This is a genomic window from Bailinhaonella thermotolerans (assembly GCF_003594875.1).
Classification (GTDB): Bacteria; Actinomycetota; Actinomycetes; order Streptosporangiales; family Streptosporangiaceae; genus Bailinhaonella; species Bailinhaonella thermotolerans.
Window position 1 is genome coordinate 1 of sequence record NZ_QZEY01000029.1, and the last position, 23003, is coordinate 23003.

Annotated in this window: 26 protein-coding genes; 4 read left to right on the forward strand and 22 right to left on the reverse strand. The window is 74.3% G+C overall.

The window, feature by feature from the left end; translation table 11 throughout:
• The 8 genes from D5H75_RS39025 to D5H75_RS39055 form a co-directional block, all read right to left on the reverse strand.
• The coding region (locus D5H75_RS39025) for a cellulose-binding domain-containing protein (protein WP_202638951.1) at positions 1–495 on the reverse strand (495 nt) is incomplete at its 3' end.
• Positions 496–1014: 519 nt separating this feature from the next.
• Positions 1015–1854, reverse strand: a complete 840-nt coding sequence (locus D5H75_RS39030) for a hypothetical protein (protein WP_119931670.1) — start codon at positions 1852–1854, stop codon at positions 1015–1017.
• A 126-nt stretch (positions 1855–1980) separates the two neighbouring features.
• Complete coding sequence (locus tag D5H75_RS39035; protein WP_119931671.1) at positions 1981–2727, reverse strand: hypothetical protein; 747 nt, start codon at positions 2725–2727, stop codon at positions 1981–1983.
• Positions 2728–2735: 8 nt separating this feature from the next.
• Positions 2736–3446, reverse strand: coding sequence for a hypothetical protein (locus D5H75_RS39040; protein ID WP_119931672.1), 711 nt, complete (start codon positions 3444–3446; stop codon positions 2736–2738).
• A 305-nt stretch (positions 3447–3751) separates the two neighbouring features.
• Positions 3752–4396 (reverse strand): TetR/AcrR family transcriptional regulator, encoded by a 645-nt coding sequence (locus tag D5H75_RS39045; RefSeq protein ID WP_119931673.1) that lies wholly within the window; start codon positions 4394–4396, stop codon positions 3752–3754.
• Positions 4397–4485: 89 nt separating this feature from the next.
• A complete protein-coding gene (locus D5H75_RS44470) occupies positions 4486–4617 on the reverse strand; it encodes a hypothetical protein (protein ID WP_277950008.1) in 132 nt (43 codons plus the stop codon).
• Between the two features lie 35 nt (positions 4618–4652).
• On the reverse strand, positions 4653–4859 hold the full coding sequence (locus D5H75_RS39050) for a hypothetical protein (RefSeq protein ID WP_202638959.1): 207 nt from the start codon (positions 4857–4859) through the stop codon (positions 4653–4655).
• A gap of 11 nt (positions 4860–4870) precedes the next feature.
• On the reverse strand, positions 4871–5128 hold the full coding sequence (locus D5H75_RS39055) for a hypothetical protein (protein ID WP_119931674.1): 258 nt from the start codon (positions 5126–5128) through the stop codon (positions 4871–4873).
• Between the two features lie 123 nt (positions 5129–5251).
• Between D5H75_RS39055 and D5H75_RS39060 the strand changes: the two genes are divergently transcribed.
• Both D5H75_RS39060 and D5H75_RS39065 read left to right on the forward strand, forming a co-directional pair.
• On the forward strand, positions 5252–5551 hold the full coding sequence (locus D5H75_RS39060; protein ID WP_119931675.1) for a hypothetical protein: 300 nt from the start codon (positions 5252–5254) through the stop codon (positions 5549–5551).
• Positions 5552–5715: 164 nt separating this feature from the next.
• Positions 5716–5967: a hypothetical protein gene (locus tag D5H75_RS39065; protein WP_119931676.1), complete on the forward strand. Its 252-nt coding sequence runs from the start codon at positions 5716–5718 to the stop codon at positions 5965–5967.
• 196 nt (positions 5968–6163) lie between these two features.
• Here the strand turns inward: D5H75_RS39065 and pssA are convergent, their stop codons facing one another.
• From pssA to D5H75_RS39125, 12 genes are all read right to left on the reverse strand, one after another.
• Positions 6164–7009, reverse strand: a complete 846-nt coding sequence (pssA, locus tag D5H75_RS39070; protein ID WP_242454770.1) for a CDP-diacylglycerol--serine O-phosphatidyltransferase — start codon at positions 7007–7009, stop codon at positions 6164–6166.
• A complete protein-coding gene (locus D5H75_RS39075) occupies positions 6996–7640 on the reverse strand; it encodes a phosphatidylserine decarboxylase (protein WP_242454771.1) in 645 nt (214 codons plus the stop codon). Before D5H75_RS39075 ends, pssA begins: the two co-directional genes overlap by 14 nt.
• A gap of 368 nt (positions 7641–8008) precedes the next feature.
• Complete coding sequence (locus tag D5H75_RS39080; RefSeq protein ID WP_119931678.1) at positions 8009–9022, reverse strand: TerC family protein; 1014 nt, start codon at positions 9020–9022, stop codon at positions 8009–8011.
• 374 nt (positions 9023–9396) lie between these two features.
• Complete coding sequence (locus D5H75_RS39085; protein ID WP_119931713.1) at positions 9397–10518, reverse strand: glycosyltransferase family 4 protein; 1122 nt, start codon at positions 10516–10518, stop codon at positions 9397–9399.
• A 131-nt stretch (positions 10519–10649) separates the two neighbouring features.
• The gene (murJ, locus tag D5H75_RS39090) at positions 10650–12278 is read right to left on the reverse strand and encodes a murein biosynthesis integral membrane protein MurJ (protein WP_119931679.1); all 1629 of its coding nucleotides are present in this window, start codon (positions 12276–12278) and stop codon (positions 10650–10652) included.
• A complete protein-coding gene (locus tag D5H75_RS39095; RefSeq protein ID WP_422674087.1) occupies positions 12275–13363 on the reverse strand; it encodes a hypothetical protein in 1089 nt (362 codons plus the stop codon). Before D5H75_RS39095 ends, murJ begins: the two co-directional genes overlap by 4 nt.
• A gap of 54 nt (positions 13364–13417) precedes the next feature.
• Positions 13418–14392 (reverse strand): copper transporter, encoded by a 975-nt coding sequence (locus tag D5H75_RS39100; protein WP_119931680.1) that lies wholly within the window; start codon positions 14390–14392, stop codon positions 13418–13420.
• Positions 14389–15585 (reverse strand): putative cytokinetic ring protein SteA, encoded by a 1197-nt coding sequence (gene steA / locus D5H75_RS39105; RefSeq protein ID WP_119931714.1) that lies wholly within the window; start codon positions 15583–15585, stop codon positions 14389–14391. Before steA ends, D5H75_RS39100 begins: the two co-directional genes overlap by 4 nt.
• 181 nt (positions 15586–15766) lie before the next feature.
• Positions 15767–17572, reverse strand: coding sequence for a DNA repair protein RecN (gene recN / locus D5H75_RS39110; RefSeq protein ID WP_119931715.1), 1806 nt, complete (start codon positions 17570–17572; stop codon positions 15767–15769).
• 274 nt (positions 17573–17846) lie between these two features.
• Positions 17847–18758 carry an NAD kinase gene (locus D5H75_RS39115; protein WP_119931681.1) on the reverse strand — a complete coding sequence of 304 codons (912 nt, stop codon included), beginning with the start codon at positions 18756–18758 and terminating at the stop codon, positions 17847–17849.
• Positions 18755–19567, reverse strand: coding sequence for a TlyA family RNA methyltransferase (locus D5H75_RS39120; RefSeq protein WP_277950009.1), 813 nt, complete (start codon positions 19565–19567; stop codon positions 18755–18757). The genes D5H75_RS39115 and D5H75_RS39120 overlap by 4 nt, the downstream gene beginning before the upstream one ends.
• Positions 19564–19869: a hypothetical protein gene (locus D5H75_RS39125; RefSeq protein ID WP_119931682.1), complete on the reverse strand. Its 306-nt coding sequence runs from the start codon at positions 19867–19869 to the stop codon at positions 19564–19566. Before D5H75_RS39125 ends, D5H75_RS39120 begins: the two co-directional genes overlap by 4 nt.
• Positions 19870–20187: 318 nt before the next feature.
• On the opposite strand from D5H75_RS39125, the gene D5H75_RS39130 reads away from it, so the two are divergent.
• Positions 20188–20523: an SCP2 sterol-binding domain-containing protein gene (locus D5H75_RS39130; protein ID WP_119931683.1), complete on the forward strand. Its 336-nt coding sequence runs from the start codon at positions 20188–20190 to the stop codon at positions 20521–20523.
• A 4-nt stretch (positions 20524–20527) separates the two neighbouring features.
• Here D5H75_RS39130 and D5H75_RS39135 read toward each other — a convergent pair whose 3' ends face one another.
• The gene (locus D5H75_RS39135) at positions 20528–21436 is read right to left on the reverse strand and encodes an SDR family oxidoreductase (RefSeq protein ID WP_119931684.1); all 909 of its coding nucleotides are present in this window, start codon (positions 21434–21436) and stop codon (positions 20528–20530) included.
• Positions 21433–22206: an SDR family oxidoreductase gene (locus D5H75_RS39140; protein ID WP_119931685.1), complete on the reverse strand. Its 774-nt coding sequence runs from the start codon at positions 22204–22206 to the stop codon at positions 21433–21435. The genes D5H75_RS39135 and D5H75_RS39140 overlap by 4 nt, the downstream gene beginning before the upstream one ends.
• Before the next feature lie 43 nt (positions 22207–22249).
• On the opposite strand from D5H75_RS39140, the gene D5H75_RS39145 reads away from it, so the two are divergent.
• Positions 22250–22996 (forward strand): enoyl-CoA hydratase family protein, encoded by a 747-nt coding sequence (locus D5H75_RS39145; protein WP_119931686.1) that lies wholly within the window; start codon positions 22250–22252, stop codon positions 22994–22996.
• Positions 22997–23003 lie beyond the last annotated feature (7 nt).

Below are 23003 nucleotides of genomic sequence, written 5' to 3' on the forward strand. Positions count from 1 at the left end.
CGAGGCGTTCCACGCCAGCGAGATCGACGTCGAGGTCGTCCCCGTCGAACGCACGTTGCCCGGGACACTCGGCGGGGTCGTGTCGTCGCCGGGGCCGCCGTCGCAGGGCGCGCCGTTGAGCTTGCAGTTCTGCGGCACGGCCGCCGCGCCGCCAGGGCTGCCGAGGAAGCCGAAGGTCACCGACGCGCCCGGCGCCAGCGTGCCGTTCCAGGAGACGTTGGTGAACGTGTAGTGCTGGCCGCTCTGGGCGCGGCTCGCGTCCCAGTGCGAGCCGATGGAGTGCCCGGCCGGCAGGTCGAACTCGACCTTCCAGCCGTTGATCGTGCTCGTCGTGCCGTTCGTGATCGTGTACCTGCCCTCGAACCCCGAGCCCCAGTCGGCGGTCTTGGCGAAGGCGGCGGTGGCGGGCGCGGCGTGGGCCGCGGCGGGGTTCAGGACCGTGGCGGCCGGTAACACCAGCGCCAGGAGGGTGAGCAGGCGGAATGCGCGTCGCATCGGGGGAAGCTCCTCGGGGGACCGAGATCCTCGGGGGAACCGGATACGGGGATCCGGAGGATGGTCACACGTGACCGGCCGCGTGACGAGGAGGGGGCGTCGCTCGCTTCCGGTTCCCGGGCGGAGATCGCGCCATCTCGGCTCCCGAACTATTAGGAAACTTTCCTATTAGACATTTGGAGCGTAGGTTCCCGGCGACCCTCGCGCAAGCCCCAATTCACCCCCTGTTTCCGTCCCGTCCCCCTGCGTACGGCGAACGCCCACGTCCGCGCCCGGTTCGGGGCACGTCGGCGCGCGCCCCCGCTCCGCCGTACGGCGGGCAGGGGGCGGTGGCAGGGGGCAGGGGGCGGGGGCAGGGGGCGGGGGCAGGGGGTGCGGCGGGCGGGCGGCTCCGTCGTGCGGCGGGAGGCGCGGCCCCGGGAGGACGGGCCCGGAAGACGGGCCGGGACGGCCTGCCCCGGGAAACGGCGAGGCCGGGACGCGCGGAGCGTCCCGGCCGTGAAGTGCGCCGTCAGCCGATCACTGCTCGGCGGCGGCAGCGGCGGCCGCCTCGGCCTGCTCGTCCGCGGTCGCCGACTGCGGGGCGACCCGGGCCGCGGCCGGGATGTCGGAGTAGGTCTTGAAGGAGACGAACTGGGTGAAGTTCGCCGAGTTGCTGCCGGAGGGCGAGGGGATGCCCGCGCGGAGGTTGACGGTCTTGTCGAGCAGGCCGCCGTTGAACAGGCCGCAGCCGCTCGCGCCGGGCACCGCGAAGGTGTTGTCCTGGACGGTCAGCTTGAGCACGACCGGGTCCTCCGACACGACCTCGGCGTCGCCGACCATCGTCAGGTTGAGCTTGATCGGGTTGCTGGTCGTGCCGATGTGGCAGGTGCTGCGCAGCAGCGGGTTGATGAGCTGGACCCGCAGCCAGAGCCGGGCGTTGAAGCCGCCGTCGGGGAAGCTGAGGTGACCGGCGTACTTGGGCAGGGCGTAGACGCTGGTCAGGTCGATCGGGTCACTACCGGGGACGCCGATGAGGCCGCCGGGCACCTTCATCTTCTCCGCGCGGAGCTTGCCGAAGATGAACTCCACGCCCGGGACGCCCGGGTCGAAGCCCGTGGCGTACGTGATGGACATGGGCTTGGAGATGGGCTGTTCCACCTTGCCCAGCTTCATCGTGCCGGACGAGACGATGATCTGGTTGCACTGCCAGGAGAAGGGGTCCGCGCCCGCGGGGAGCTGCGGGCAGTCGGCGAAGTCGAACGACGGGATCGTCGCGGCCGCCGATCGGGCCGAGGCGGTGCCGGGGGTGGCCGTGACCAGCGCCAGGGCCAGTGGCGCCGCCAGCGCCGCGGCCAGGCGGCGTCGGATCCTGCTCATCTCTCTCCTCGGGGAGCTCGGGGGACGGATTCATGAGCGGTGGGGGTACGGCCGCGCCGCCCCCGACGGCGCGGAGAGGCGGCGGACCGCCGGGCCGCGGGAGGGCGCCCGGCGGTCCGCCGTCGGTCAGAACTCGCCGTAGTTCTTGAAGGACACGTACTGCGTGAGCGTCGCGGAGTTGCCCCCGGACGGCGACGGGATGCCGGCCCGCCGGTTGACCACGCCGTTGAGGAGCCCGCACCCGCTGGCGCCGGGAACCGCGAAGGCGGTGTCCTGCATCGTCGCCTTCAGGACGATCGGGTCCTCGGAGGGGATCTCGATGTCGCCCACCGGCGTCAGGTTGAGCTTGATCGGGTCCGTGTCGGATCCGATGTGGCAGGTCTGCGGCAGGTTCCGGTTGAGCATCTGGACCTTCATGTCCAGCCTGGCGTTCAGGCCCCCGTCGGGGAAGCTCAGGTGGCCGGCGTACTTCGGCAGCGCGGACACCTTGAGCAGGTCGATGGGGTCGCTGCCCGGGGTGCCGATGAGGCCGCCCGGCACCGGCATCGGCTCGGCCCTGAGCCTGCCGAAGATGAACTCGACTCCGGGGACGCCGGGGTCGTAGCCGGTGGTGTAGGTGATGGACATGGGCTTGGTGACGGGCTGCTCCACCTTGCCCAGCTTCATGGTGCCCGACGTGACGATGATCTGGTTGCACTGCCAGGCGAAGGGGTCCGCGCCCGCGGGCAGCGGCGGGCAGTCGCGGAAGTCGAACGCCGGGATCTCCTGCGTCGCGGCTCCCGCCGGGGCGGTCCCCAGGAGGGCCCCCGCGAGCGGCAGCGCGAACGCCGCCGCCGCGAGACGCCTCAGGGTCGGCCTGAGAGTCGGCCTCATTCCTCTCCTCACGAGGTCAGGTACAGCTTCTCGTCGTAGACGCCCGAACCCGCGACCTTCTCGCCCCGCAGCTTGGCGTTGCCGTTCGCGTAGACCTTCGCCGGGCACAGGCTGGTGCTGCCGGCGAGCCGGTCGAGGGCGTCGTTGGCGATCTTGGCCTGGCTCTCGTCCTGGCCGGGGTCCGGCCGCGAGGGGTTGTCACGGTTGTAGAGGTCGATCTCGAGCTGCGTGACGGTGGACCCGAAGCCGTAGTAGCAGGTCTGCGTCGGGAAGCCGGTCATGGTCATCACGGCCTTCACCTTCACGTCGGGGTCGACCGCGGTGAGCTTGCCGTTGATCCCGGGGTTGGCGCCGACGTACGCCACGGTCTGGCCGGCGTGGGTGTAGGGCAGGTTCTCGGCGGTGATGACCGTCGTGCCGCCCTTGTTGTTGGGACAGGTCGGGATGTTGATGTTGTCGATCGAGCCGCCGGTGCCGTCGGAGTTGATGCCGCCGCCGAGCGTGACGCTCGAGCACGTGGTGACGATGGTGCCCGCGGAGCTGGTGCCCGTGATCGTCACGTTGCCGATGTTGGTCGCCTGCCACCTGCCCGAGTAGGCGGGGCCGGAGCCGTTGTCCCTGCGGATCGTCGTGCCCGCCGCGTGGACGGACGTCGCGGTGATGGCCGTCGCCGCGACGACGGCCAGCAGGACGGTTCCGGCTCTTCTGAGGACGTTCATTGCCACTCCTCGCTTGCTGCGGTCCAGCCGTTTCGTCGGACACGGCGCATGCGCGCGCGGCTGCCTGGACTCGCGCAGGCCGCACCGCGTCCCGGCCCCCGAGAGTGCGCTCGGCGGGTGCTCGCCGGACCCGCCGTAGTGATAGACACGAATGTGTCTGGAAGATTTGTAAATCCCCGTGTTTCCCACGTCAATGGAGGATCGGACAGGATGTCCGACCGAATGCGGACATCGCCGCAAATCTCCTGTTCAGCGGGGCCCGGACTTCGGCCCTCCCCGGATTAGCGCAGGTCCGTAAGGGGTGATTACGCGCGGGCCCCAGAGAGCACCGCATGCAACAGCCCCTCCAGCAGCCCCGGCAGCTCGCCGATCCGGCCCTGGAGCACCCGCGTGTAGACGATGCCGTAGACGCCCTCGACGATCATCTCGGCCCGCAGCTCGGGCGCGACGCCGCCGGGGAACAGCTCCCGGATGTCGGGTTCGAGCGCCTGGCTGAACGCGCGCATCGCCGCGTCGCGCCGCCGTATCGCCTCCGAACCCGCCGCCAGCACCTCCACGATGCACATCCGCGCCAGCTCGGGCTGCTCTGCCACGAACCCCAGGTAGCCGCCGATCGTCCCGCGCAGCCGCTCCATCGGGTCCCGCCCGGTCTCCATCGCCTCGATGAGCCGGCGGCTCAGCCGTACGACGGCGTCGTCGTAGGCCGCCAGGAACGCGTCCTCCTTGTTGCGGAAGAACTCGTAGAACGTGCGCCGCGACACCCCGGCGGCGGCGATGATCGTCTCCACGGTCAGCCCGGAGTAGCCGAGGTCGCTGGTCACCGCGGCGACCGCGGCGAGGATGCGGCCCCGCTGGTTCTCGGCGACGAAGGACCGCGAGAGGCCGTGCCGTCCCGACGGCAGTTTCAGCGACCCTCGGGCCGAGCCAGGCGCCCCGCCGCTCCCAGACACTGCACAACCCCCGCCGACGGCGATTCCGACCCCACCATTAATGGGGCAACGGAGGGTCAGAGCACAAGTGCGCGGGGCTATGCCGCATATCACAGCCCCGCCCCGTCCAGTCCCGTCCAGTCCGCCTCGTGCCGTACGGCGCAGCGGCCCTCAGGCGGCCCCAGCCGCCCGCGCGGCTCCGCGCCCGTGCGGGGGAGCACCGCGTCCTGAGAGGCCGTCACGGGGCGCGGGCGGGCGCGCATGCCCGCGCCAGGCGTCAGGGGGCCGACTCGTCGATGGCGCGGCGGCCCTTCTCCTCCAGCAGGCGGCGGTGGCGCTCGACATTCTCCGGCGTGGGGTCCTCGCCGTCAGCCATGGTGAGGTCCTCGGGGTCCATGGGGTGCTCGGAGCCCACGTTCAGCCGGGGCGAGTCCCCCTGGTTGCCGGGGGCGTGCCGCAGGTCTCGGCGGTCCTGCTCGCTCATGGCGCTCTCCTTCAGTCCTCGGGCTGCAGCACGTAACGCGGGCCGAAGTCGGGCGTGTCGGCCTCGCCCACCCGGGTGACCAGGTCGTAGTCGTTGACGAGGTCACTGAGGACCTCCTTCGCGCGTCCCAGGTCGCACCCGGCCACCTCGGCGACCCGCTGCGGGTAGGCGGGCTCGCCCGCGGTCTCGAGCCGGGAGACCGCCTCGAAGACCCGCGCGTGGTCGTCGGGCAGATCCATCACGTCGCGGCCCCGGGCCATCTCGCTCACCTCCGTGTGTCCGTTCTGGGGCCCTCCTCCCCCGGTCCGGCCGCCTCACTCGCGGGCGGGGCAAGCCTTGCTCACGTTTTGCGCTGGAGGCGGGGACCGCCGCCCCTGTTGTTGAATGGGGGCATGGAGGCCAAGTCTCGCGAGCACACCCGGACCTACTTCCTCGGCAAGCTGGCGGAACAGCTCCACGAGCGCGGTCTCGCCGCGAGCCTGCGGGCACAGCCGCCCTCGCTGCGCCTGACCGATCCCGACGTCTCGATGCTCACCGAGACCGTCGACTGCGTGGCCGTGGCCGACGAGGACGGGGCCGCCGCCTGGTTCTACCGCTGGTCCTGGGGCGACCTGGTCGGCCGGGCCGACGATCCCGCCGCCGCGGCCGACCGCATCGCCCAGGTCTTCGCCGCCCGGGCGGGCGAGACCTGATCGGGGGTCCCACGGGGCGGCAATGGGCCGCCCAAATGAGTACACGAAGTGATCATTCCTCCGTGTCGCGTGGTGTCGCCGGTGATCGCGCCGGGCAGGCTCGATCACGCTCCGGGCCTGGTCCGGGGCGCATGACATGCCAGATCACCGGAGGATTCCTTCACATGAAGATCAGAACTGCCGCCGCCGCCCTGGCCATCGGCGCGATCGCCGGCTCCCTGTTCGCCGCCCCGGCGTTCGCGGACGAGGACGAGGGCGTGATGGGCATCATCAACAGCTCCGAGGGCTTCGACGTCGAGATTTTCGAGGACGAGGACAACGGCAAGCACGACGAGGAGGACAAGGACGGCCGGGAGCACTGGCAGGACGCCATGGACACGTCCTTCGACCTGGACGTCTTCGACCGGATCCGCTGAGTCGCCGCCCGGCGTCCCGCGGCCGCCCGCCCAGACCGGGCGGCCGCGCACGCCCGGCCCGCCCAAGGCGTACGGCCTGGCCCGGACGTGGCGGCCCACGCGCACGGCCCGGCCCGAAGCACGGCGGACGCGAAAGAGGGAGCGGCCCGCGGGCCACTCCCTCTCCTGTGATCTCGACCGGCCGGCGGACGACCGGTCAGACGCGTTCCTTGCGCAGGGCGCGCCGGAACATGACCATGCGCAGCGGGATGCCGGCGACCAGGGCGATCTGCATCGACGCGCCGACCAGGATGAGCTGGTCGCCGCCGGGCAGGTTGGCGGCCCAGATCGACAGGCAGCCCACGTTCACGACGATCCAGGCGAACACCAGGGCCGCCAGGTTGCCGCGCGGCTTGGGGTACTCGATGCGGCTGACCATGAGCCAGGCCACGACGACGATGCCCGCGATGGCGTAGTACGACGGCTTGAACAGCAGCACGATCGAGATCACCGTCATCGCGCCCATGGGGATGGGCAGGCCCATGAAGTCGCCGCTCTTGGTCTTGACGCAGGCGAACCTCGCGAGCCGCACGACGCCGGCCAGCAGGACCGCGCCCGCCGCGCCGAGGGCCACCGGCAGCGGCAGCGCGTTGGAGAAACCGGCCCAGGTCGCGACCATGAACGCGGGCGCGAACCCGAAGCTGATCACGTCGGCCAGGTTGTCCAGCTCGGCGCCCATGGCGGACGCGCGGAACCGGCGGGCCACCAGGCCGTCGAACAGGTCGCAGGTGGCGCCCATGAGGATCAGCACCACGGCCGTGGCGTAGTAGCGCTGGTCGGGGACGAACGGGCCGCCGCTCTTCAGCGCGTCGATCGCCGAGGCGGCGAGCACGCAGACGGCCAGGAAGCCGCAGATCGCGTTGCCGAGCGACAGCGCGTCGGCCCCGGAGAGCCGGAACGCCTTGCCGACGGGGCCGCAGGGCTCCTCGGACCCGGGCAGCTCGGACTCGGGCAGCTCGGAGGCGGCCGGGGGAACGCTCCAGCCTGCGTCAGCCGCGGTCAAGACGCGTCACCCCCGCTGTCGTGCGTTCGCCCACCGCCACCGCGGGCTCCATGCCCTCGGGCAGGTAGACGTCCACGCGGGAGCCGAACCTGATGAGCCCGATCCGGTCGGCCTGGGCCACCTTCGCGCCGCCCGCGAGGTACGGCACGATGCGGCGCGCGACGGCGCCGGCGATCTGGACGACCTCGATGTCGCCGAGCTCGGTGTCGAAGTGCCACACGACGCGCTCGTTGCGGTCGCTGTCCTTGTTGAAGGCGGGCAGGTAGCCTCCCGGCCGGTGCTCGACGGAGGTGACCGTGCCGGCCAGCGGGGCCCGGTTCACGTGCACGTTGAGCGGGCTCATGAAGATGGCCACGCGCGTGCGGCCGTCGTGCCAGGCGTCGATGCTCTGCACCACGCCGTCGGCGGGCGAGAGCACGCGCCCCTTGCCGGGAGTGCGCTCGGGGTCGCGGAAGAACCACAACATCCCGCCCGTGAGGGCGAGCGCTGGTGCGGCGACGGCCGCCCATCGACGGGACCGGAGGGTCATCAACGTCGCCGCGAGGGCGCCGGCCGCGGTCGGGAGCAACCACGGGGACGCGCCGCGCGCCAGACGTACACGTCGGGGGGCCTGCGCTGAATCGTGAGACACGGACAACCTTTGTGGGTTATGGGCTGATGTCTGGAGCCACGGACCGGTATGCGTTCCTACCTGATCCAGGATGCTAACCGACCCGGGGCCGGCTTGGTCGTGCATCGGCCCGCTGCGTTCACCCTTCTTCGGGCCTTCCATACATGAACACCCGGCGGCCGCCCGGTTATGCCCGCCCGCCGGAACTTCCGCGCCCACCGGGGATCCCGGCCCCACCGGCCTTCCCGCGCGGCCGCGCCCCGCCGTACGCCTCCGGCCAGGGCGCCCGGCGTGCGGGCGGCCCCGGAAGCGGGTGTCGCCCGCCACCTCGGGTGACGGGCGATATCCGGACGAAAAGGGTGCTGACCGGCACGGCCGCGCGGCGGTCGTCAGCCGCGGGGCGCGCCCGCCGAGTGCTCGACCTCGGGCGTCTTAGGGCCCGCGCCGCCCTCCCCCGAGGAGCCCTCCCGGCGCGACTTGGCCAGGCTGAGGATGGTGGTGACGGTCATGGTGACGCCGATGACCGACAGGGAGAGCCAGATCGGCACCTCGGGGGCCCAGTGGACGCCGCTGGAGTGGAGCGCCTCCAGGATCAGCTTGACGCCGATGAAGCCGAGGATGAAGGCCAGGCCGTAGCTGAGGTAGACGAGCTTCTGGAGCAGGCCGCCCAGCAGGAAGTAGAGCTGGCGCAGGCCCATCAGGGCGAACGCGTTGGCGGTGAAGACGATGAACGCGTCCTGGGTGAGGCCGAAGATCGCCGGGATCGAGTCGAGCGCGAACAGCAGGTCCGTGGTCCCGATCGCGATCATCACGATCAGCATCGGGGTGAACAGGCGGCGGCCGTTCTCGCGGACCATCACCTTGGAGCCGTGGAAGTCCGGCGTGGAGGGCAGCACCCGGCGGGCCCAGCGCAGGACGACGTTGTCGGGGACGTCCTCGTCCTTGTCGTGGTTCCGCACGAGCTGGACGGCGGTGTAGATCAGGAAGAGCCCGAAGATGTAGAACAGCCAGCTGAACCGCGACAGGGCGGCTGAACCCAGCGCGATGAACGCGCCGCGCATGACCAGCGCCATCAGGATGCCGATGAGCAGCACCTTGTGCTGGTTCGCCTTGGGCACGGCGAAGCGGGCCATGATGATGTAGAAGACGAACAGGTTGTCGACGCTCAGGCTGTATTCCGTCAGATAGCCGGCGAAGAACTCACCCGCCTTGACGCCACCCTCGACCAGCCACAACCCGATGCCGAACAGGACGGCCAGGGTGACGTAGAAGCCCACCCAGGCGCCCGCCTGCCGCATCGTGAACTCCCGGGGGCCACCCCGGTCGACTATCCAAAGGTCGATGGCGAGCACGAGGAGCAGACCACCGATGACGGCGGCCCATGCCCATGCGGATACATCCACGATTCACTTCCTCCGGCGCGCACGGTCGACACAAGCCGGAGGTCTCTCCCGCCCGCTCGGGACGGACCGACAACCCCGGGCGAGCCCGAACCTGGGACCGGCCGTGATGACGAGGATGTCGCGAAGGGATACTCCCCCCCTACCCTGCTCAGTATAACGGCCGGCGTTTGGGTGACCTAACCCGATCCTCCTGGTTAGAACGAACGGCCTCCCGCCCGGGTTCCCGCCGGCCCGGAATCCGGGTTCCGGCCCCAGGCTCAGGCGCGGGTCCCGGCAGCGGGCTCAGGCCGGTTCCGGCCGGAGGCTCAAGCCGATTCCGGCCGGAGGCTCAAGCCGATTCCGGCCGGAGGCTCAAGCCGATTCCGGCCGGAGGCTCAGGCCCCGGTCTCCGCGTACGCCGCGAGGGCCGCGTCCACCGCGTCGTCCTCCCCGGGCAGGGCCGCGCCCCGCCGCGCCGACTCGGCGGCCAGCCGCGCGCGCAGGGCCTCGTCGTCGAGGACGCGGGCGACGGCGCCGGCCAGGGCTCCGGGGTCTCCGGCGGGCACGAGCAGCGCCGCCTCCCCCACCATGCCCGGGATGCCGCCGACGTCGGCGGCGACGAGGGGCCGGCCGGCCCGCAGCGCCTCCTGCACGATCAGCGGCTGCCCCTCCCACCTGCTGGGCACCACCACCACGTCGGCGGCCCCGAGCAGGTCGGGCACGTCCCCGCGGTCGCCGAGCAGCCTGACCGGCAGGTCGCCGGCCGCGATGCCCCGCTCCAGGTCCGCGCGGAGCGGCCCCTCCCCCGCGACGGCCCACAGCGGCCGCCTCTCGTGACCGGCGGCCGCGAGCAGCGTGTCCAGCCCCTTCTGCTGGGCGAGCCGGGCGACGGTCAGCGCCACCGGCCGGTCCCCCGCGCCGAGGGCGTCCCGCACCTCGCGCGGGTCGCGCCCGGACGGAGCCGGGGCCGGTGCGGGCACCACGGCGGGGGCGACGCCGCGCGCGCCCCGGGCCCGCATGCGCTCCCCGAGGTCCGGCGACACCACCAGCACCAGGTCGGCCCGGGCGGCCACGATCCGCTCCAGCAGGCCGTACACCGCAGCGACCGCCCCGCCCGCCGTGGGCGCGTTGTGCAGCGTCACCACGAGCCGCTGCCGCCGCCCCGCGCGGGCCAGCGCCGCGAGGGCCCCGGCCCGCAGCCCGTGGGCGTGCACCACCCCGGCCCCCGCGAGCACCCGCCGCAGGCGCGCCACGGCCCGCAGGTCGGCCCCGGGCCGCGGCCGGTCGGCGATCTCCACGGCCGTGAACCGGGCCCCGGCCGCCGCGAACCCGAACGCCTCCTCGGTGGCCGCGGGCCCGGCCACGACGACGGTCACGCCCCGCTCCGTCATCCCCCGGGCCAGCATCCGCACGTGCCGCCCCACACCCCCCGCGCTGGTCCCCAGCACGAACCCGACCCGCACCGCCGCCCCCTCGCTCACCGCCGACCCGTTCACGACGGCCCCATCCTCCCGCATCCCGCCCACCCCCCACGGCACCCCGGCCGCGAAGGCCCCTTCACATCCCCGAGCGAGCCCCGGGGCCGATCCGCCTCTCGCGCTCACCGGTGACCACCGCGAGGGTGAGCCCGCGGCCCCGGGGAGTGCCGTCAGGCGCGGGCGCGGGGCAGGAGCGCGCGCAGGTCGCGGGACGACAGGGCGTAGGCGATGAGGGCGAAGGCGGCGGTCGCGGCGACCGCCGCCAGGAGGCCGACGCCGAGGCTGGCGAGCTTCCCGGCGTCCCGGCCCAGGGCGTGGACCACGGCCGCGCCGGCGGCGTACGCGGCCAGGCCGCCGAGCACCGCGGCGGCGGCGGTGCGGGGCAGGCCGCGCAGGGCGGCGGGGCCGCGGGTGCGGGCCACCACGGCGGTCAGCAGGAGGGCGGCCAGGGTCAGGCCCGCCGTGGAGGCCAGGCCCAGCATGCCGACGACCCAGGGCGCGGAGGAGTTCAGCGCCAGGGCGACCTGGGCGGCGATGACCACGGTCCAGCCCGTGACGCCGGCCAGCGCCACCGGGCGGGTACGGCCGTGGGCGTACAGCACGCGGCCGAGGTGGGTGAGGAGGGCGTAGCCGGCGAGGCCGGGGGCGAACAGGGCGATCCCGCGGGCCAGCGTCTCCGGGGCGACGGCGGTGTCGGTGTCCAGCAGGAAGACGCGGGCGACGGGGGTGGCGACGGCGGCGAGTACCCCGGCCGCGCCGCCGGTGACGAGGAGCACCGCGCGGGTGGTGCGGGCGGCGACGTCGTCGAACGCCTCGTCCTCGCCCCGGGCGCGGTGGGCGGACAGCGCGGTGAAGGCGCTGGTGGCGATGGGCACGGCGAGGACGGCGTACGGGAGCTGGAAGACGGCCCACGCGTAGCCGTACGCGCCGATCATGCCCGGGCCGTGGGCGTTGGCCAGCGGGATGACGACGAGCATGGCGAGCTGCTGCATGACGACCAGCACGAGCCCGGCCCCGGCCAGGCGGCGCGCGCGGCCCGCCACGCCCTCGGGGAAGCGCAGCGTGGGCCGGATCCGCAGGCCGAGGCGGGCGAACGGACCGGCCACGACGGCCACCATCGCGACGGCGGCGAGCGTGGTGCCGACGGACAGGACCAGCTCGGCGGGCCGGGTGAGCGCGGTCAGGTCCTTCTGCGCGCCGTGCGCCATGGGCACGAACGCGAGGTACACCACGATGATCATGAGGCTGGACACCAGCGGCGCCAGCGCGGGCGCGAGGTACCTGCGGTGCGCCTGGAGCACGCCGTACAGCACGACGGCGAGCCCGAAGAAGATCGTCCGGGGGGCGAACACGACCAGCATCCGCGCCCCGACCTCGACGACGTCCCCGGCGTCGCACGCCGGCCCCGAGCCGGGGCCGGCCGCCAGCGCCGCCATGATCGGAACGGCCAGGACGGCCACGAGCAGGCTGAGCGGCACCAGGACGACCAGGACCCACCCGAGCAGCGCGGAGGTGACCCGCGACATGTGCTCGCGCGCCTGCGGGCCGCCATCGGCGGCGTGCCCGGCCAGCAGCGGGACCACCGCCCCGGCCAGCGCGCCCCCCGCGACCAGCTCGAACAGGATGTTCGGCACGTAGTTCGCGGTGTTGTAGGCGGTGTTGAGGCAGTCCGTGCCGATGGAGTGGGCCAGGACGTAGTTGCGCCCGAACCCGATGACGCGTGACAGGGCGGTGACGACGGCGATGCCCGCCGCCGCGCCCGCCAGACCTGCGAGGATCCGCCGCCGCGGCGGCGTCATGGAGCCCCTGCGGCGGTGGCCGGCCCGGAGCCGTTCCGCTCGCCCGTACGGCTCGCGCCCGCCTCCCCGGCGACCGGGAGGGGCACGACGACGCCGTTCCCCGCCGGGTCCCCGGCCACGCCGCCGCCGTCGTCGGCGGGCTCGTCCGCGCCGTCCGGGGAGACGGGCGCGGGGGCGGCCGGGCGGCGGCCGAGCATGTCGATGCGGTTGAGCACCGGGCTGGCGGCGATGACCTTGGTGAAGCTGACCTTCTCGCTGGCCGCGGTGAGCGCGGCGACTCCGGCCAGGGCCGCCAGCCGCCCGGGCCAGCGCAGGGTGGTGGCCGCCGCGAGGCCGAGCAGCGCGCCCATGGCGTTCGCGCCCGCGTCGCCGAGCATGGCCCGCTCGCCCAGGTCCTCGGGCAGCAGCGCGAAGCCCGCGCCCAGCGGCACGGCGGCCAGCGCCGCCCCCGCCGGGGAGCGCCGGGCCAGCGCCGTCGCGAGCAGCGGCAGGCCGGCGATCATCCCGGCCTTGATCGCCCGGCCGGGCCGCAGGTCGAACAGGTTCGCCAGGTTCGCCGCCCCGGCGATCAGCGCCCCCGACGCGAGCGTGTCCGCCGCCCGGCCCACCGCCGAGCCGCCGGCCGCCGAGCCGCCGGCTCCCGGACCGCCGGCCGCGCCTGCCGTACGGCGGGCGGGGCGGGGGGCGATCGCGGCGGCGGCCAGCCCGGTCGCGCCGATGCCCGCGATCTTGACGGCGCCGCTGGTGACCTCGCCGCGGGCGAGGGCGGACAGGTGGCCGCGGAAGCCCCGGGAGGCGCCGGAGCCGCGCAGGTCGTCGTACGCCCCGAGGGCGCCCGCGCCGAGCGCCGCGAGGAGCGCGGCGGCGCGGTGGCGGGCGGGCAGGCCCGGGGCGGCGGCCACGGCGGCGGCCGAGCCCGCGACGAACGCCGGGCCCTCCAGGAGGGTGACGGGCTCGCCGCGGTGGTTCACGCGGCCCCAGGTCTCGTCGCCGGCCGGGACCCGGCGGGTCAGGGCGGCGTAGGCGGCGCGCGCGGCGGCGGCGCCGGCGAACGCCCCGGCGAGGGCGGCGGCGAAGCTCTTCACGGCGATGTGCTCCTCAGGTCCTAGAGGTCTCCTCGGGCGGCCCGCGCGTGCCGGCTAGCGGGTCGGCGCGGGGGTGGCCGGGGCCGGGGGCGACGGGACCGGCGACGGCAGGGGGGCGGTCGCGTCCTCGCCGATGCCGTACTGCCCGGTCTTCCCGGCCAGTTGCTCGGCGAGCGCCTGCACGACCACCACCCGGCCGAAGGCCGTGTCGATCGCGTCCTGGGAGGAGACGCGGGACTCGGCCTCGCCGGACCGCAGCGCGGCGATCAGTCCGCCGCCGGCCGCGGCGTCGGGGACGCCCCCGACGAGCGCCCCGCGCCCGGCCGCGTCCAGGCCCTCGGCCAGCGACACCAGCGCCGCCGTCTGCCCGGCCGCCGCCTCACCCTCGTAGGGCTTCTGCGGGGCGATCACCACGGCGAGTGTGGCACGCCGGGAGGGGTCCTCGTCGTAAGTCAGCAAACCCGCCTCGCGGAAGGTGTCCAGCACGGCCCCGCCCTCGCGGTACTCCCGGTTGATCTGGGCGGTGTCGGGCGTCATGAGCGCGTCGCCGAGCACGGCGGCCGCCTTGGCGTACGTCGTGGCGTTCGGGGGGATCTGCACGGCCGGGGGCTTGGTCTGCCCGACGAGCCCCTCGATGAAGCCGGCCTGGCGGGGGTCGAGGAACTTGTCCTGGATCGCCACGCGGCCGCTGATGGTGGCGCCGGCCTCGGTGATGAGGCGGCTGATCGGCTCGCGCGCCGCGCCGGGCGCGCCCGGGGTCTCGACGATGACCACGCGCTCGCCCGCGAGCAGCCCGGAGACGAGCTGCTTCTCGCTGGCCTCGATGAACCGGGCCGCCCCGTTGCCGCGCCGTTCCAGGTCGGCCTTCTCCGCGCGCAGCGCGTCGTTGGTCTTCCGCAACTGCTCCGTCGTCCCCTTGAGCCCCTGCACGACGGGCTCCTGAAGCGCGGTGTTCCCCAGCACGATCCCGATGGTCAGCGCCAGGAAGATCGCGACGATGGAGACGAGGTGATAGCGGAAGTCGATCACGAGAAGAGTCCAAAGAGCCAGAAGACGAAGCCGTTCCACAGGTCGCGCAGCCCGGCGAGCCAGATCTCCCCGGCCGGGGAGTAGGACAGCACCACGGCGATCGTGACCAGCGCGGTCGCGACCAGCAGGAACAGCGAGGAGGTCGAGATGCGGCTGCGGTACAGGCGGCTGACGCCCTTGGCGTCCACCAGCTTGCTGCCGACGCGCAGCCGGGTCAGGAAGGTGCTCGCCATGCCGGCGCGTCCCTTGTCCAGGAACTCCACGAGCGTGGCGTGGGTGCCCACGGCGACGATGAGGCTCGCGCCCTTGTCGTCGGCGAGGAGCATGGCGACGTCCTCGCTGGTGCCGGTGGCCGGGAAGATCACGGCCTCGCGTCCCAGGGCGGTGACGCGCTCCAGGCCGGGCGCGCGCCCGTCGCGGTAGGCGTGCACGACCAGCTCGGCGCCGCAGGTCAGGGCCCGGTCGGAGATCGAGTCGAAGTCGCCGACCACCATGTCGGGCAGGTAGCCGGCCTCGATGAGGGCGTCGGCCCCGCCGTCCACGCCGATGAGCACCGGGCGGTACTCCCGGATGTAGGAGCGGAGGGTGACCAGGTCCTCCTTGTAGTGGTAGCCGCGCACCACGATGAGGACGTGCCGGCCCTCCAGGCGGGTGCGGATCTCGGGCACGCCCACGCCGTCGATGAGCAGCTCGCGCTCGCGGCGGAGGTACTCCATCGTGTTGGCGGCGAACGCCTCGAGCTGCACCGACAGCCCGGCCTTGGCCTCGGCGGTGGCGGCGGCCACGCTCTCCTCGGTCTGGACCGTGCCCTTGCCGACGATCTCGTCCCCGAGGTACAGCAGGCCGTCGCAGACGCGCAGCTCGTCGCCCTCGCGCACCCGCTCGAAGATCTCGGGGGTCACGTCGTCCACGAGGGGCACGCCGGCGTCGAGGATGATCTGCGGGCCGAGGTTGGGGTAGCGCCCGCTGATGCTGGTGGCGACGTTGACCACGGCGGCGCATCCGCAGGCGACCAGCGCCTCCGCGCTCACGCGGTCCACGTCGACGTGGTCGATGATCGCGATTTCGCCGGGCCGCAGCCGCTTGGTCAGCCTCTTGGTCCGCCGATCGAGTCTCGCCACGCCCGCGACCCCGGGAAGGTCTGGCGCCTTCTTGCGTCGGAGGCCCGGAACCCGAAAGGTTGGGACCTTCATCGTGACCATCCTGCCAGAGGGCGGGCGCGCCGAGCCCCCGCCTTCCCCGGAGTCACCGGCCGTCTCCCGCTCCGCGTCCGCGCCGTTCGCGGCCGCGCGGGCGGCCCCGGCTCCGTCGTCCACGCGCGCCGCGGGGGCGCTCATCTCCCCCGTCGCCGTGTTCTCAGGAGTCTCCCCCCGTTCATCGCCCACGTCGCCGGCCCGCCGTTTCCGCCGAGGACCCGGGACCCGGCGCCGGGGAGGCCGGGGAGGAACTGTGCGATTTGTCACGGGCCGCGGTCTCCAGCAGCTCCTCCGCGTGGGCGCGGCCCAGCTCGGAGTCGGCCATGCCCGCGAGCATGCGGGACAGCTCGCGCACGCGCGCCTCGGGGGTGAGCGTGGTGACGCCGCTGCGGGTCACGGTGCCGTCGCCGGACTTCTCCACCAGCAGGTGCTGGTCGGCGAACGCGGCGACCTGCGGCAGGTGGGTGACCACGATCACCTGCGCGGTGCGGGCGAGCCGGGCCAGCCGGCGGCCGATCTCGACCGCGGCGGCGCCGCCCACGCCCGCGTCCACCTCGTCGAAGACGAACGTGGGCACCGGGTCGGCGCCGGCGAAGACCACCTCGATCGCCAGCATGACGCGGCTGAGCTCGCCGCCGCTCGCGCCCTTGGTCAGCGGCAGCGGCGGCGCGCCCGGGTGCGGGGCCAGGCGCAGCTCGGCCTCGTCGACGCCGTGCGGGCCGTACTGGGCGGCGCGGGTCAGCTCGACCGACACGCGCGCGTGCGGCATGGCCAGCGCGGTCAGCTCGGCGGTGACGGCCGCGGCGAACTTCTCGGCGGCCTTCTCCCGGATGCCGGTCAGCTCGGCGGCCAGCGCCTCCATGCGCGCGGCCAGCTCGGCGTGCTCGGCGCGCAGCGCCCCGACCCGGTCGTCGTCGCCCTCCAGCTCGCCCAGCCGCGCCGCCGCCCGCCGCGCCCACTCCAGCACCTCGGCGGCGTCGGCGCCGTACTTGCGGGTGAGCCCGGCGATCGCGGCGCGCCGCTCCTGCACGGCGGCCAGCCGCGCGGGGTCGGAGTCCACCGACTCGGCGTAGGCGGCCAGCTCGGTGGCGACGTCGGACAGGAGGTATCCGGCCTCGGCCAGCCGGTCGGCCAGCCCCGCCAGCTCCCGGTCGTGATGGCGTACGGCCTCGGCGGCGTTGCGGGCCTCGCCGACGAGCGTGAGGGCGTCGGCGCCGGTCTCGGCGGAGGCGGGGTCGCCCAGCAGCGCGGCGTGGGCGGTGGTGGCGGCGGTGCGCAGCGCGTCGGCGTGGGCCAGGCGCTCCTCCTCGGCGCGCAGCTCGGCGTCCTCGCCGGCGCGCGGGTCCACCGCCTCGATCTCCTCCAGGCCGAACCGGAGCATGTCGGCCTCCTGGGCGCGCTCGCGGGCCCGGGTGGTGATCTCCTCCAGTTCGGCGGCGACCTCGCGGTGCCGACGGAAGACCGCCTGGTACTCGCGCAGGGGCTTGTGCAGCTCCTCCCCGGCGTACCGGTCCAGGGCCTCGCGCTGGCGGGCGGGCTGGAGCAGCCGCTGCTGGTCCATCTGGCCGTGCACGGCCACCAGGTCGTCGGCGAGGTAGGTCAGGGTGCCGACGGGCACGGAGCGCCCGCCGAGCCACGCGCGGGAGCGGCCCTCGGCCGACACCGACCGCGCGATGATGAGCCGGCCGTCCTCGATGTCGCCGCCCACCTCGGCCACCTGCTCGGCGACCCGCCCCCGGGCGTCCACGACCAGGGTGCCCTCGACCATGGCGCGGGCGGCCCCGGGGCGCACCCGCGCGGGGTCCGCGCGCCCTCCGAACAGCAGCCCGAGACCGGTGACGACCATCGTCTTGCCCGCCCCGGTCTCGCCCGTCACCACCGTGAACCCGGGGGACAGCTCCAGGACCGCCTCGTCGATGACCCCGAGCCCCTGGATCCGGACCTCCTCGACCCTAGGCCGCACTAGGTCGCCTCCCCATGTCATCGGATCGTCGCGCACACGATCCTACGGTCTCGCCCCGCTGAAACGACCCTCCGTCGCGCGATCCCCCCTCCTGGGGCAGCCAAGGGCAAACCCCGCCAACCCATTCCCTTCCCGCCTCCGCCGGGCCGCGCGGCGGCGGGAACGGGGGAGGCGCGCGGCCCGGAGGGGTCCCCGGGAACGGCCCCGCCCGGTTCGCGAGACGCGTTCCCGAGGGAAGGCGCGGCCCTCCGCGGTACGGCGAGGCCGCGGGCGGTGGAGCGGGTCCGGGTCTCGGTCAGGAGGGGGCCCGGCGGCCCCGCCAGCCCTGGACGGGGAGGTCGAACTTGGCGACGAGGCGGTCGGTGAAGGGGGCGCCGGTGGCGTCCAGGCCGTGGAGCCGGGCCAGGCGGACCGGGCGCTCGCCGCGGACCACCTCGACGCGCGCCCCCGGGGGCAGGTCGAAGCGGCGGCGGCCGTCGCACCACAGGACGCCGCCGGGCGTCTGCGGGAGCAGTTCCACGGCCAGCGTGGAGCGCGGCGAGACCACCATCGGCTTGGCGAACAGGGCGTGGGCGCTGATCGGCACCATCAGCAGCGCCTCGACCTCGGGCCAGACGATCGGGCCGCCGGCGGAGAAGGCGTAGGCCGTGGAGCCGGTCGGGGTGGCGCAGATGACGCCGTCGCAGCCCCAGCGGGACAGCGGCCGGCCGTCCACCTCGGCGACGACCTCCAGCAGCCGCTCCCGCGACGCCTTCTCGATGGTGGCCTCGTTGAGCGCCCACGTGCGGGTCAGGGTGGTGCCGTTGAGGCGCACCACGACGTCCACCGTCATGCGCTCCTCGATGTCGTAGGCGCGCGAGACGATCCGATCGACGGTCTCGTCGAGGTCCTCCATCTCGGCCTCGGCCAGGAAGCCGACGTGGCCGAGGTTCACGCCGAGCAGCGGGGCGCCCGCCGGCCGGGCGATCTCCGAGGCGCGCAGGAGCGTGCCGTCGCCGCCGAGCACGATCACGACCTCGGTGTCCTCCGCCGCGGCCGCGATCGACGGCACCACGTCCACCCCCGGGCAGGCCAGTTCCTCGGCCTCGCCGTCGAGGACGCGCACCGCGATGCCCGCGTCGGCGAGCCTCTCGATGACCTGGCGCGCGCTCACGCGGGCGGGCCTGCGCCCGGTGTGGGCGACGACCAGTACGGTGCGCTTACTCACTGCGGGCCCTCCGTCACGGCGCGTTCGACGTCTTCATCCTGCAACCGCCGCGCGGCGCCCGCGCGCGACCAGAGCACGTATTCCACGTTCCCCGACGGCCCCGGCAGCGGGCTCGCCACCACCGCGAGCGGCCCGAGGCCCGTCTCCTCCGCGGCCTGCGCGGCCCCGCGCACGGCCTCGGCCCGCAGCGCCGGGTCGCGCACCACGCCGCCGGCTCCCACGCGGTCCTTGCCCACCTCGAACTGCGGCTTGACCAGCATCACGAAGTCGGCGTCGGGGGTGGCGCAGCGGGCCAGCGCGGGCAGCACCAGCTTGAGCGAGATGAACGACAGGTCGCCGACCACCAGGCTCGGCGGCTCCCCCACCTGCTCGGGCGTGAGGTCGCGCACGTTCACGCGGTCCATCGCGGTCACCCGCTCGTCGTTGCGCAGCGACCAGGCGAGCTGGCCGTACCCGACGTCCACGGCGAGCACGTGCGCGGCGCCCTCGCGCAGCAGCACGTCGGTGAAGCCGCCGGTGGACGCGCCGGCGTCCAGGCAGCGCCGCCCCTTCACGGTCAGCCCCATCGGCATGAACGCGGCCAGCGCGCCGGCGAGCTTGTGCCCGCCGCGCGAGACGTAGTCGGGCCGGTCGGCGGGCGGCTCCTCGACCAGGATCGCGGCGGCGGTGTCCACCTGCGTGGCGGGCTTGCCCGCGACCTGGCCGCCGACGCGCACGCGCCCGGCCTCGATGAGCCGCGCGGCCTGCTCCCTGGAACGTGCCAGCCCGCGCCGGACCAGCTCGCTGTCGAGTCTCATCCGGCGGCTCACCGGCCGTTCTCCCCTTGGTCGCCGTCCTGGCCGTCCTGGCCGTCGTCCACCTCGGCCAGGGCGGCCTGCAGGCCCCGGTGCACGTCCTCGAACACCGCGACGTGCTCGGAGGTCGGCGTGCGCGCGAGCGCGCCCAGCCCCGCGAGCGCCGCGTCCACCCGCTCGACGCCGGTGTTCTCGAAGCCGGTGCTCTCGACAGCCGCGCCCCCGGCTCCGGTGCCCCAGGCTCCGGTGCCCCAGGCTCCGGCGCCCTCGGCGCCCGCGCCATCGACGCCGGTCGCCCCGGCCCCGGGCTCGCCCATCCGGTCCCCTCCCCGACATGCCCTTCCTGACGACCCCCAACGCTACAGCCGCCCCGCCCGCGTGGCCGCACACACGCCCGTCTCACGCCGCCGCCGCGCGCGCGGGACGCCCGCGCGCCCCCTCAGGCGTGGCGGCATGTACGGCGCGCGGCGGCGGGCGTACGGCGGGGCGGGCGGCGTACGGCGGCGCGGGCGCGAGCCGTACCGTGAAGAGAGCGGGATGCGGAAAACGACGGGGCACGGGAAGCTACATTCCGTACATGATGGAATTGTGAACCGTATCGACCTGAGCGACGGGGGGCGTTGACGTTGGCGACCATGGAGCAGTGCCGGGACGCGCTGCGCGATCTCGTCGGCCGGCTCTCCGAGATCGACGCGGAGACCCGGCGCAGGCACATCGTCGAGCGCACCGTGAGCTGCTACGTCCGCGACCTGAACGTGACGTTCAAGGCCAAGCTCCGCGCCGACGGCGTGGACGGCGTGGACGAGTACGACGGCCAGGTGACCGACGCCGACGTGCGCTTCACCATGACCTCGGACGACCTGGTCGACCTGGTCGCCGAACGCCTCGACTTCGCGCCCGCCCTCCTCACCGGGCGCGTCAAGATGGAGGCGAGCTTCAGCGACATCCTGCGCCTGCGCCGGATGCTCTGACCGGTCAGCGGGCTCCGTAGACCGGTTCGGGGTCGGGGGCCCGGGCGATCAGGTCGCGTACGGCGGGGCCGACGGCCGCGGGGTCCCACCGGGCGCCCTTGTCGATCGCCGGGCCGTGGCGGAATCCGTCCATGAGGCACAGCCGCCCGCCGTCGGCCTCGAAGACCCGGCCGGTGACGCCGCGCGAGTCCGCCGAGCCGAGCCAGACGACCAGCGGGGACACGTTCTCCGGGGCCATCGCGTCGAACGCGCCGGGCTCCGGCGGGGCCATGGTGGCGGCGAAGACCTCCTCGGTCATGCGGGTGCGCGCGGCCGGGGCGATCGCGTTCACGGTGACGCCGTAGGGGGCCAGTTCGGCGGCGGCGACCAGGGTGAGGCCGACGATCCCGGCCTTGGCGGCGGCGTAGTTGCCCTGGCCGACGCTGCCGAGCAGGCCGGCGCCCGAGGAGGTGTTGACGATCCGGGCGTCCACCGCGCGGCCGGCCTTGGCCTCGGCGCGCCAGTGCGCGCCGGCGGCGCGCAGCGGCAGGAAGTGCCCGGTGAGGTGGACCCGCAGGACCGCCTCCCAGTCGTCCAGGCCCAGGTTGACCAGCATCCGGTCGCGCAGGAACCCGGCGTTGTTGACCAGGGCGTCCAGGCGCCCGAACTCCTCCAGGGCGGTGGCGATCAGTTCCCGCGCGCCCCGCTCGTCGGCCACGTCGTGCCCGCTGGCGACCGCGCGCCCGCCCAGGGCCTCGATCTCCCTGACGACCTCGGCCGCCGGGCCGCCGCCCGGCTCGGGGGCGCCGTCGCGGCTGACGCCCAGGTCGTTGACCACCACGCGCGCGCCCTGGCGGGCGAACTCCAGGGCGTGGGCGCGGCCCAGGCCGCGGCCCGCGCCGGTCACCACGACCACCCGATCCCGGCAGATCATGTCGTCTCCTTGTTCACGTTGGCGGCGTCGAGGAAGGCGGGGCGCTCTCCCCCTCCGTGCAGCAGCAGGGCCGACCCGGTGACGTACGCGGCCAGGTCGGAGGCGAGGAACACGCAGGCGTGGCCGACGTCGGCGGGCTCGGCCAGGCGGCCCAGGGGGACCGTGCGGGCGACGGCGGCGACGCCCTCCTCGTCGCCGTAGTGCAGGTGGGACCGCTCGGTGCGGACCATGCCGAGCGTGATCGCGTTGACCCGCACCCGGGGCGCCCACTCCACCGCGAGGGACGCGGTCAGGCTCTCCAGCCCGGCCTTGGCCGCGCCGTACGCGGCGGTGCCGGGCGAGGGGCGGACGGCGCTGACGCTGCTGACCATGATGATCGAGCCGGTCCCCGGACTCCTGCGCATCACGGGCGCGGCGGCGCGGGAGACGATCAGCGGCGCGGTCAGGTTGAGCTGGATGATCTTGGCGTGGACGGCCGGGTCGCCGTCGGAGACCGGCAGGAAGGGGCTGCCGCCGGCGTTGTTGACCAGCACGTCGAGCCGGTCGAGCCCGTCCATGAACCCCTGGACGGCGGCCGCGTCGCGCACGTCGAGCGAGGCGAAGCGGGCGGTGCGGCCGGCCGCCTCGGGCAGGGCGTCCGGCCGCCGCCGGGCCACCGCGATCACGTCGGCCCCGGCCTCCAGCAGGGCGCGGCTGATGCCGAGGCCGACGCCCCGCACTCCCCCGGTGACGACGGCCAGCTTTCCGGTCAGGTCCAGCGCAAGGGTCATCTGCTACGTTCCTTCTAACAAACGTTAGGTGGAAAGGTAGCTTATGCACATCTCCACTACGAAGCACCACGGAGGGGTCGCGGAGATCGTCGTCGACGCCCCGCCGGTCAACGCCCTGACCGTGCGCGGCTGGCACGACCTGGCGGCCACGGTGACCGCCGCCGGGCGGGACGAGAACGTGGGGGCGGTCGTGCTGCGCGCCGTGGGACGCGGCTTCAACGCGGGCGTGGACATCAAGGAGATGCAGGCCACGGCCGGTTTCGACGCGCTGATCGGGGCCAACAGGGGGTGCTACGCGGCGTTCGCGGCGGTGTACGAGTGCGCGGTGCCGGTGATCGCGGCGGTCCACGGCTTCTGCCTGGGCGGCGGGGTCGGCCTGGCGGGCAACGCCGACATCGTGATCGCGGCCGAGGACGCCTACTTCGGCCTGCCGGAGGTGGACCGCGGCGCGCTCGGCGCGGCCACGCACCTGGCCCGGCTCGTTCCCCAGCACCTCATGCGCGCGATGGTCTACACGTGCCGCACGGTGACGGCCGCCGAGCTGCACCACCACGGCAGCGTGCTGGAGGTCGTGCCGCCCGGCGAGCTGCGCGCGCGGGCCCTGGAGGTCGCCGGGGGCATCGCCGCCAAGGACCGCCAGGTCATCCGCGCCGCCAAGGAGTCCCTGAACGGCATCGACCCGGTGGACGTCAAGCGCAGCTACCGGTTCGAGCAGGGCTTCACGTTCGAGCTCAACCTCGCCGGCGCCGGGGACCGGCACCGCGACGCCTTCCTGGGCGGCGAGCGATGACCGCCCC

Excerpts from the sequence above, each read along its gene's own strand:
- murJ (WP_119931679.1), bottom strand. The coding sequence starts at position 12,278 with ATGACGCCGCCGCGGCGGCGGATCCTCGCAGGTCTGGCGGGCGCGGCG.
- D5H75_RS39040 (WP_119931672.1), bottom strand. The coding sequence starts at position 3,446 with ATGAACGTCCTCAGAAGAGCCGGAACCGTCCTGCTGGCCGTCGTCGCG.
- D5H75_RS39135 (WP_119931684.1), bottom strand. The coding sequence starts at position 21,436 with ATGATCTGCCGGGATCGGGTGGTCGTGGTGACCGGCGCGGGCCGCGGC.
- D5H75_RS39085 (WP_119931713.1), bottom strand. The coding sequence starts at position 10,518 with ATGCGGGAGGATGGGGCCGTCGTGAACGGGTCGGCGGTGAGCGAGGGG.
- D5H75_RS39065 (WP_119931676.1), top strand. The coding sequence starts at position 5,716 with ATGAAGATCAGAACTGCCGCCGCCGCCCTGGCCATCGGCGCGATCGCC.
- D5H75_RS39050 (WP_202638959.1), bottom strand. The coding sequence starts at position 4,859 with ATGAGCGAGCAGGACCGCCGAGACCTGCGGCACGCCCCCGGCAACCAG.
- D5H75_RS39030 (WP_119931670.1), bottom strand. The coding sequence starts at position 1,854 with ATGAGCAGGATCCGACGCCGCCTGGCCGCGGCGCTGGCGGCGCCACTG.
- D5H75_RS39035 (WP_119931671.1), bottom strand. The coding sequence starts at position 2,727 with ATGAGGCCGACTCTCAGGCCGACCCTGAGGCGTCTCGCGGCGGCGGCG.
- D5H75_RS39060 (WP_119931675.1), top strand. The coding sequence starts at position 5,252 with ATGGAGGCCAAGTCTCGCGAGCACACCCGGACCTACTTCCTCGGCAAG.
- steA (WP_119931714.1), bottom strand. The coding sequence starts at position 15,585 with ATGAAGGTCCCAACCTTTCGGGTTCCGGGCCTCCGACGCAAGAAGGCG.
- D5H75_RS39140 (WP_119931685.1), bottom strand. The coding sequence starts at position 22,206 with ATGACCCTTGCGCTGGACCTGACCGGAAAGCTGGCCGTCGTCACCGGG.
- recN (WP_119931715.1), bottom strand. The coding sequence starts at position 17,572 with ATGACATGGGGAGGCGACCTAGTGCGGCCTAGGGTCGAGGAGGTCCGG.
- D5H75_RS39145 (WP_119931686.1), top strand. The coding sequence starts at position 22,250 with ATGCACATCTCCACTACGAAGCACCACGGAGGGGTCGCGGAGATCGTC.
- D5H75_RS39125 (WP_119931682.1), bottom strand. The coding sequence starts at position 19,869 with ATGGGCGAGCCCGGGGCCGGGGCGACCGGCGTCGATGGCGCGGGCGCC.
- D5H75_RS39130 (WP_119931683.1), top strand. The coding sequence starts at position 20,188 with ATGGAGCAGTGCCGGGACGCGCTGCGCGATCTCGTCGGCCGGCTCTCC.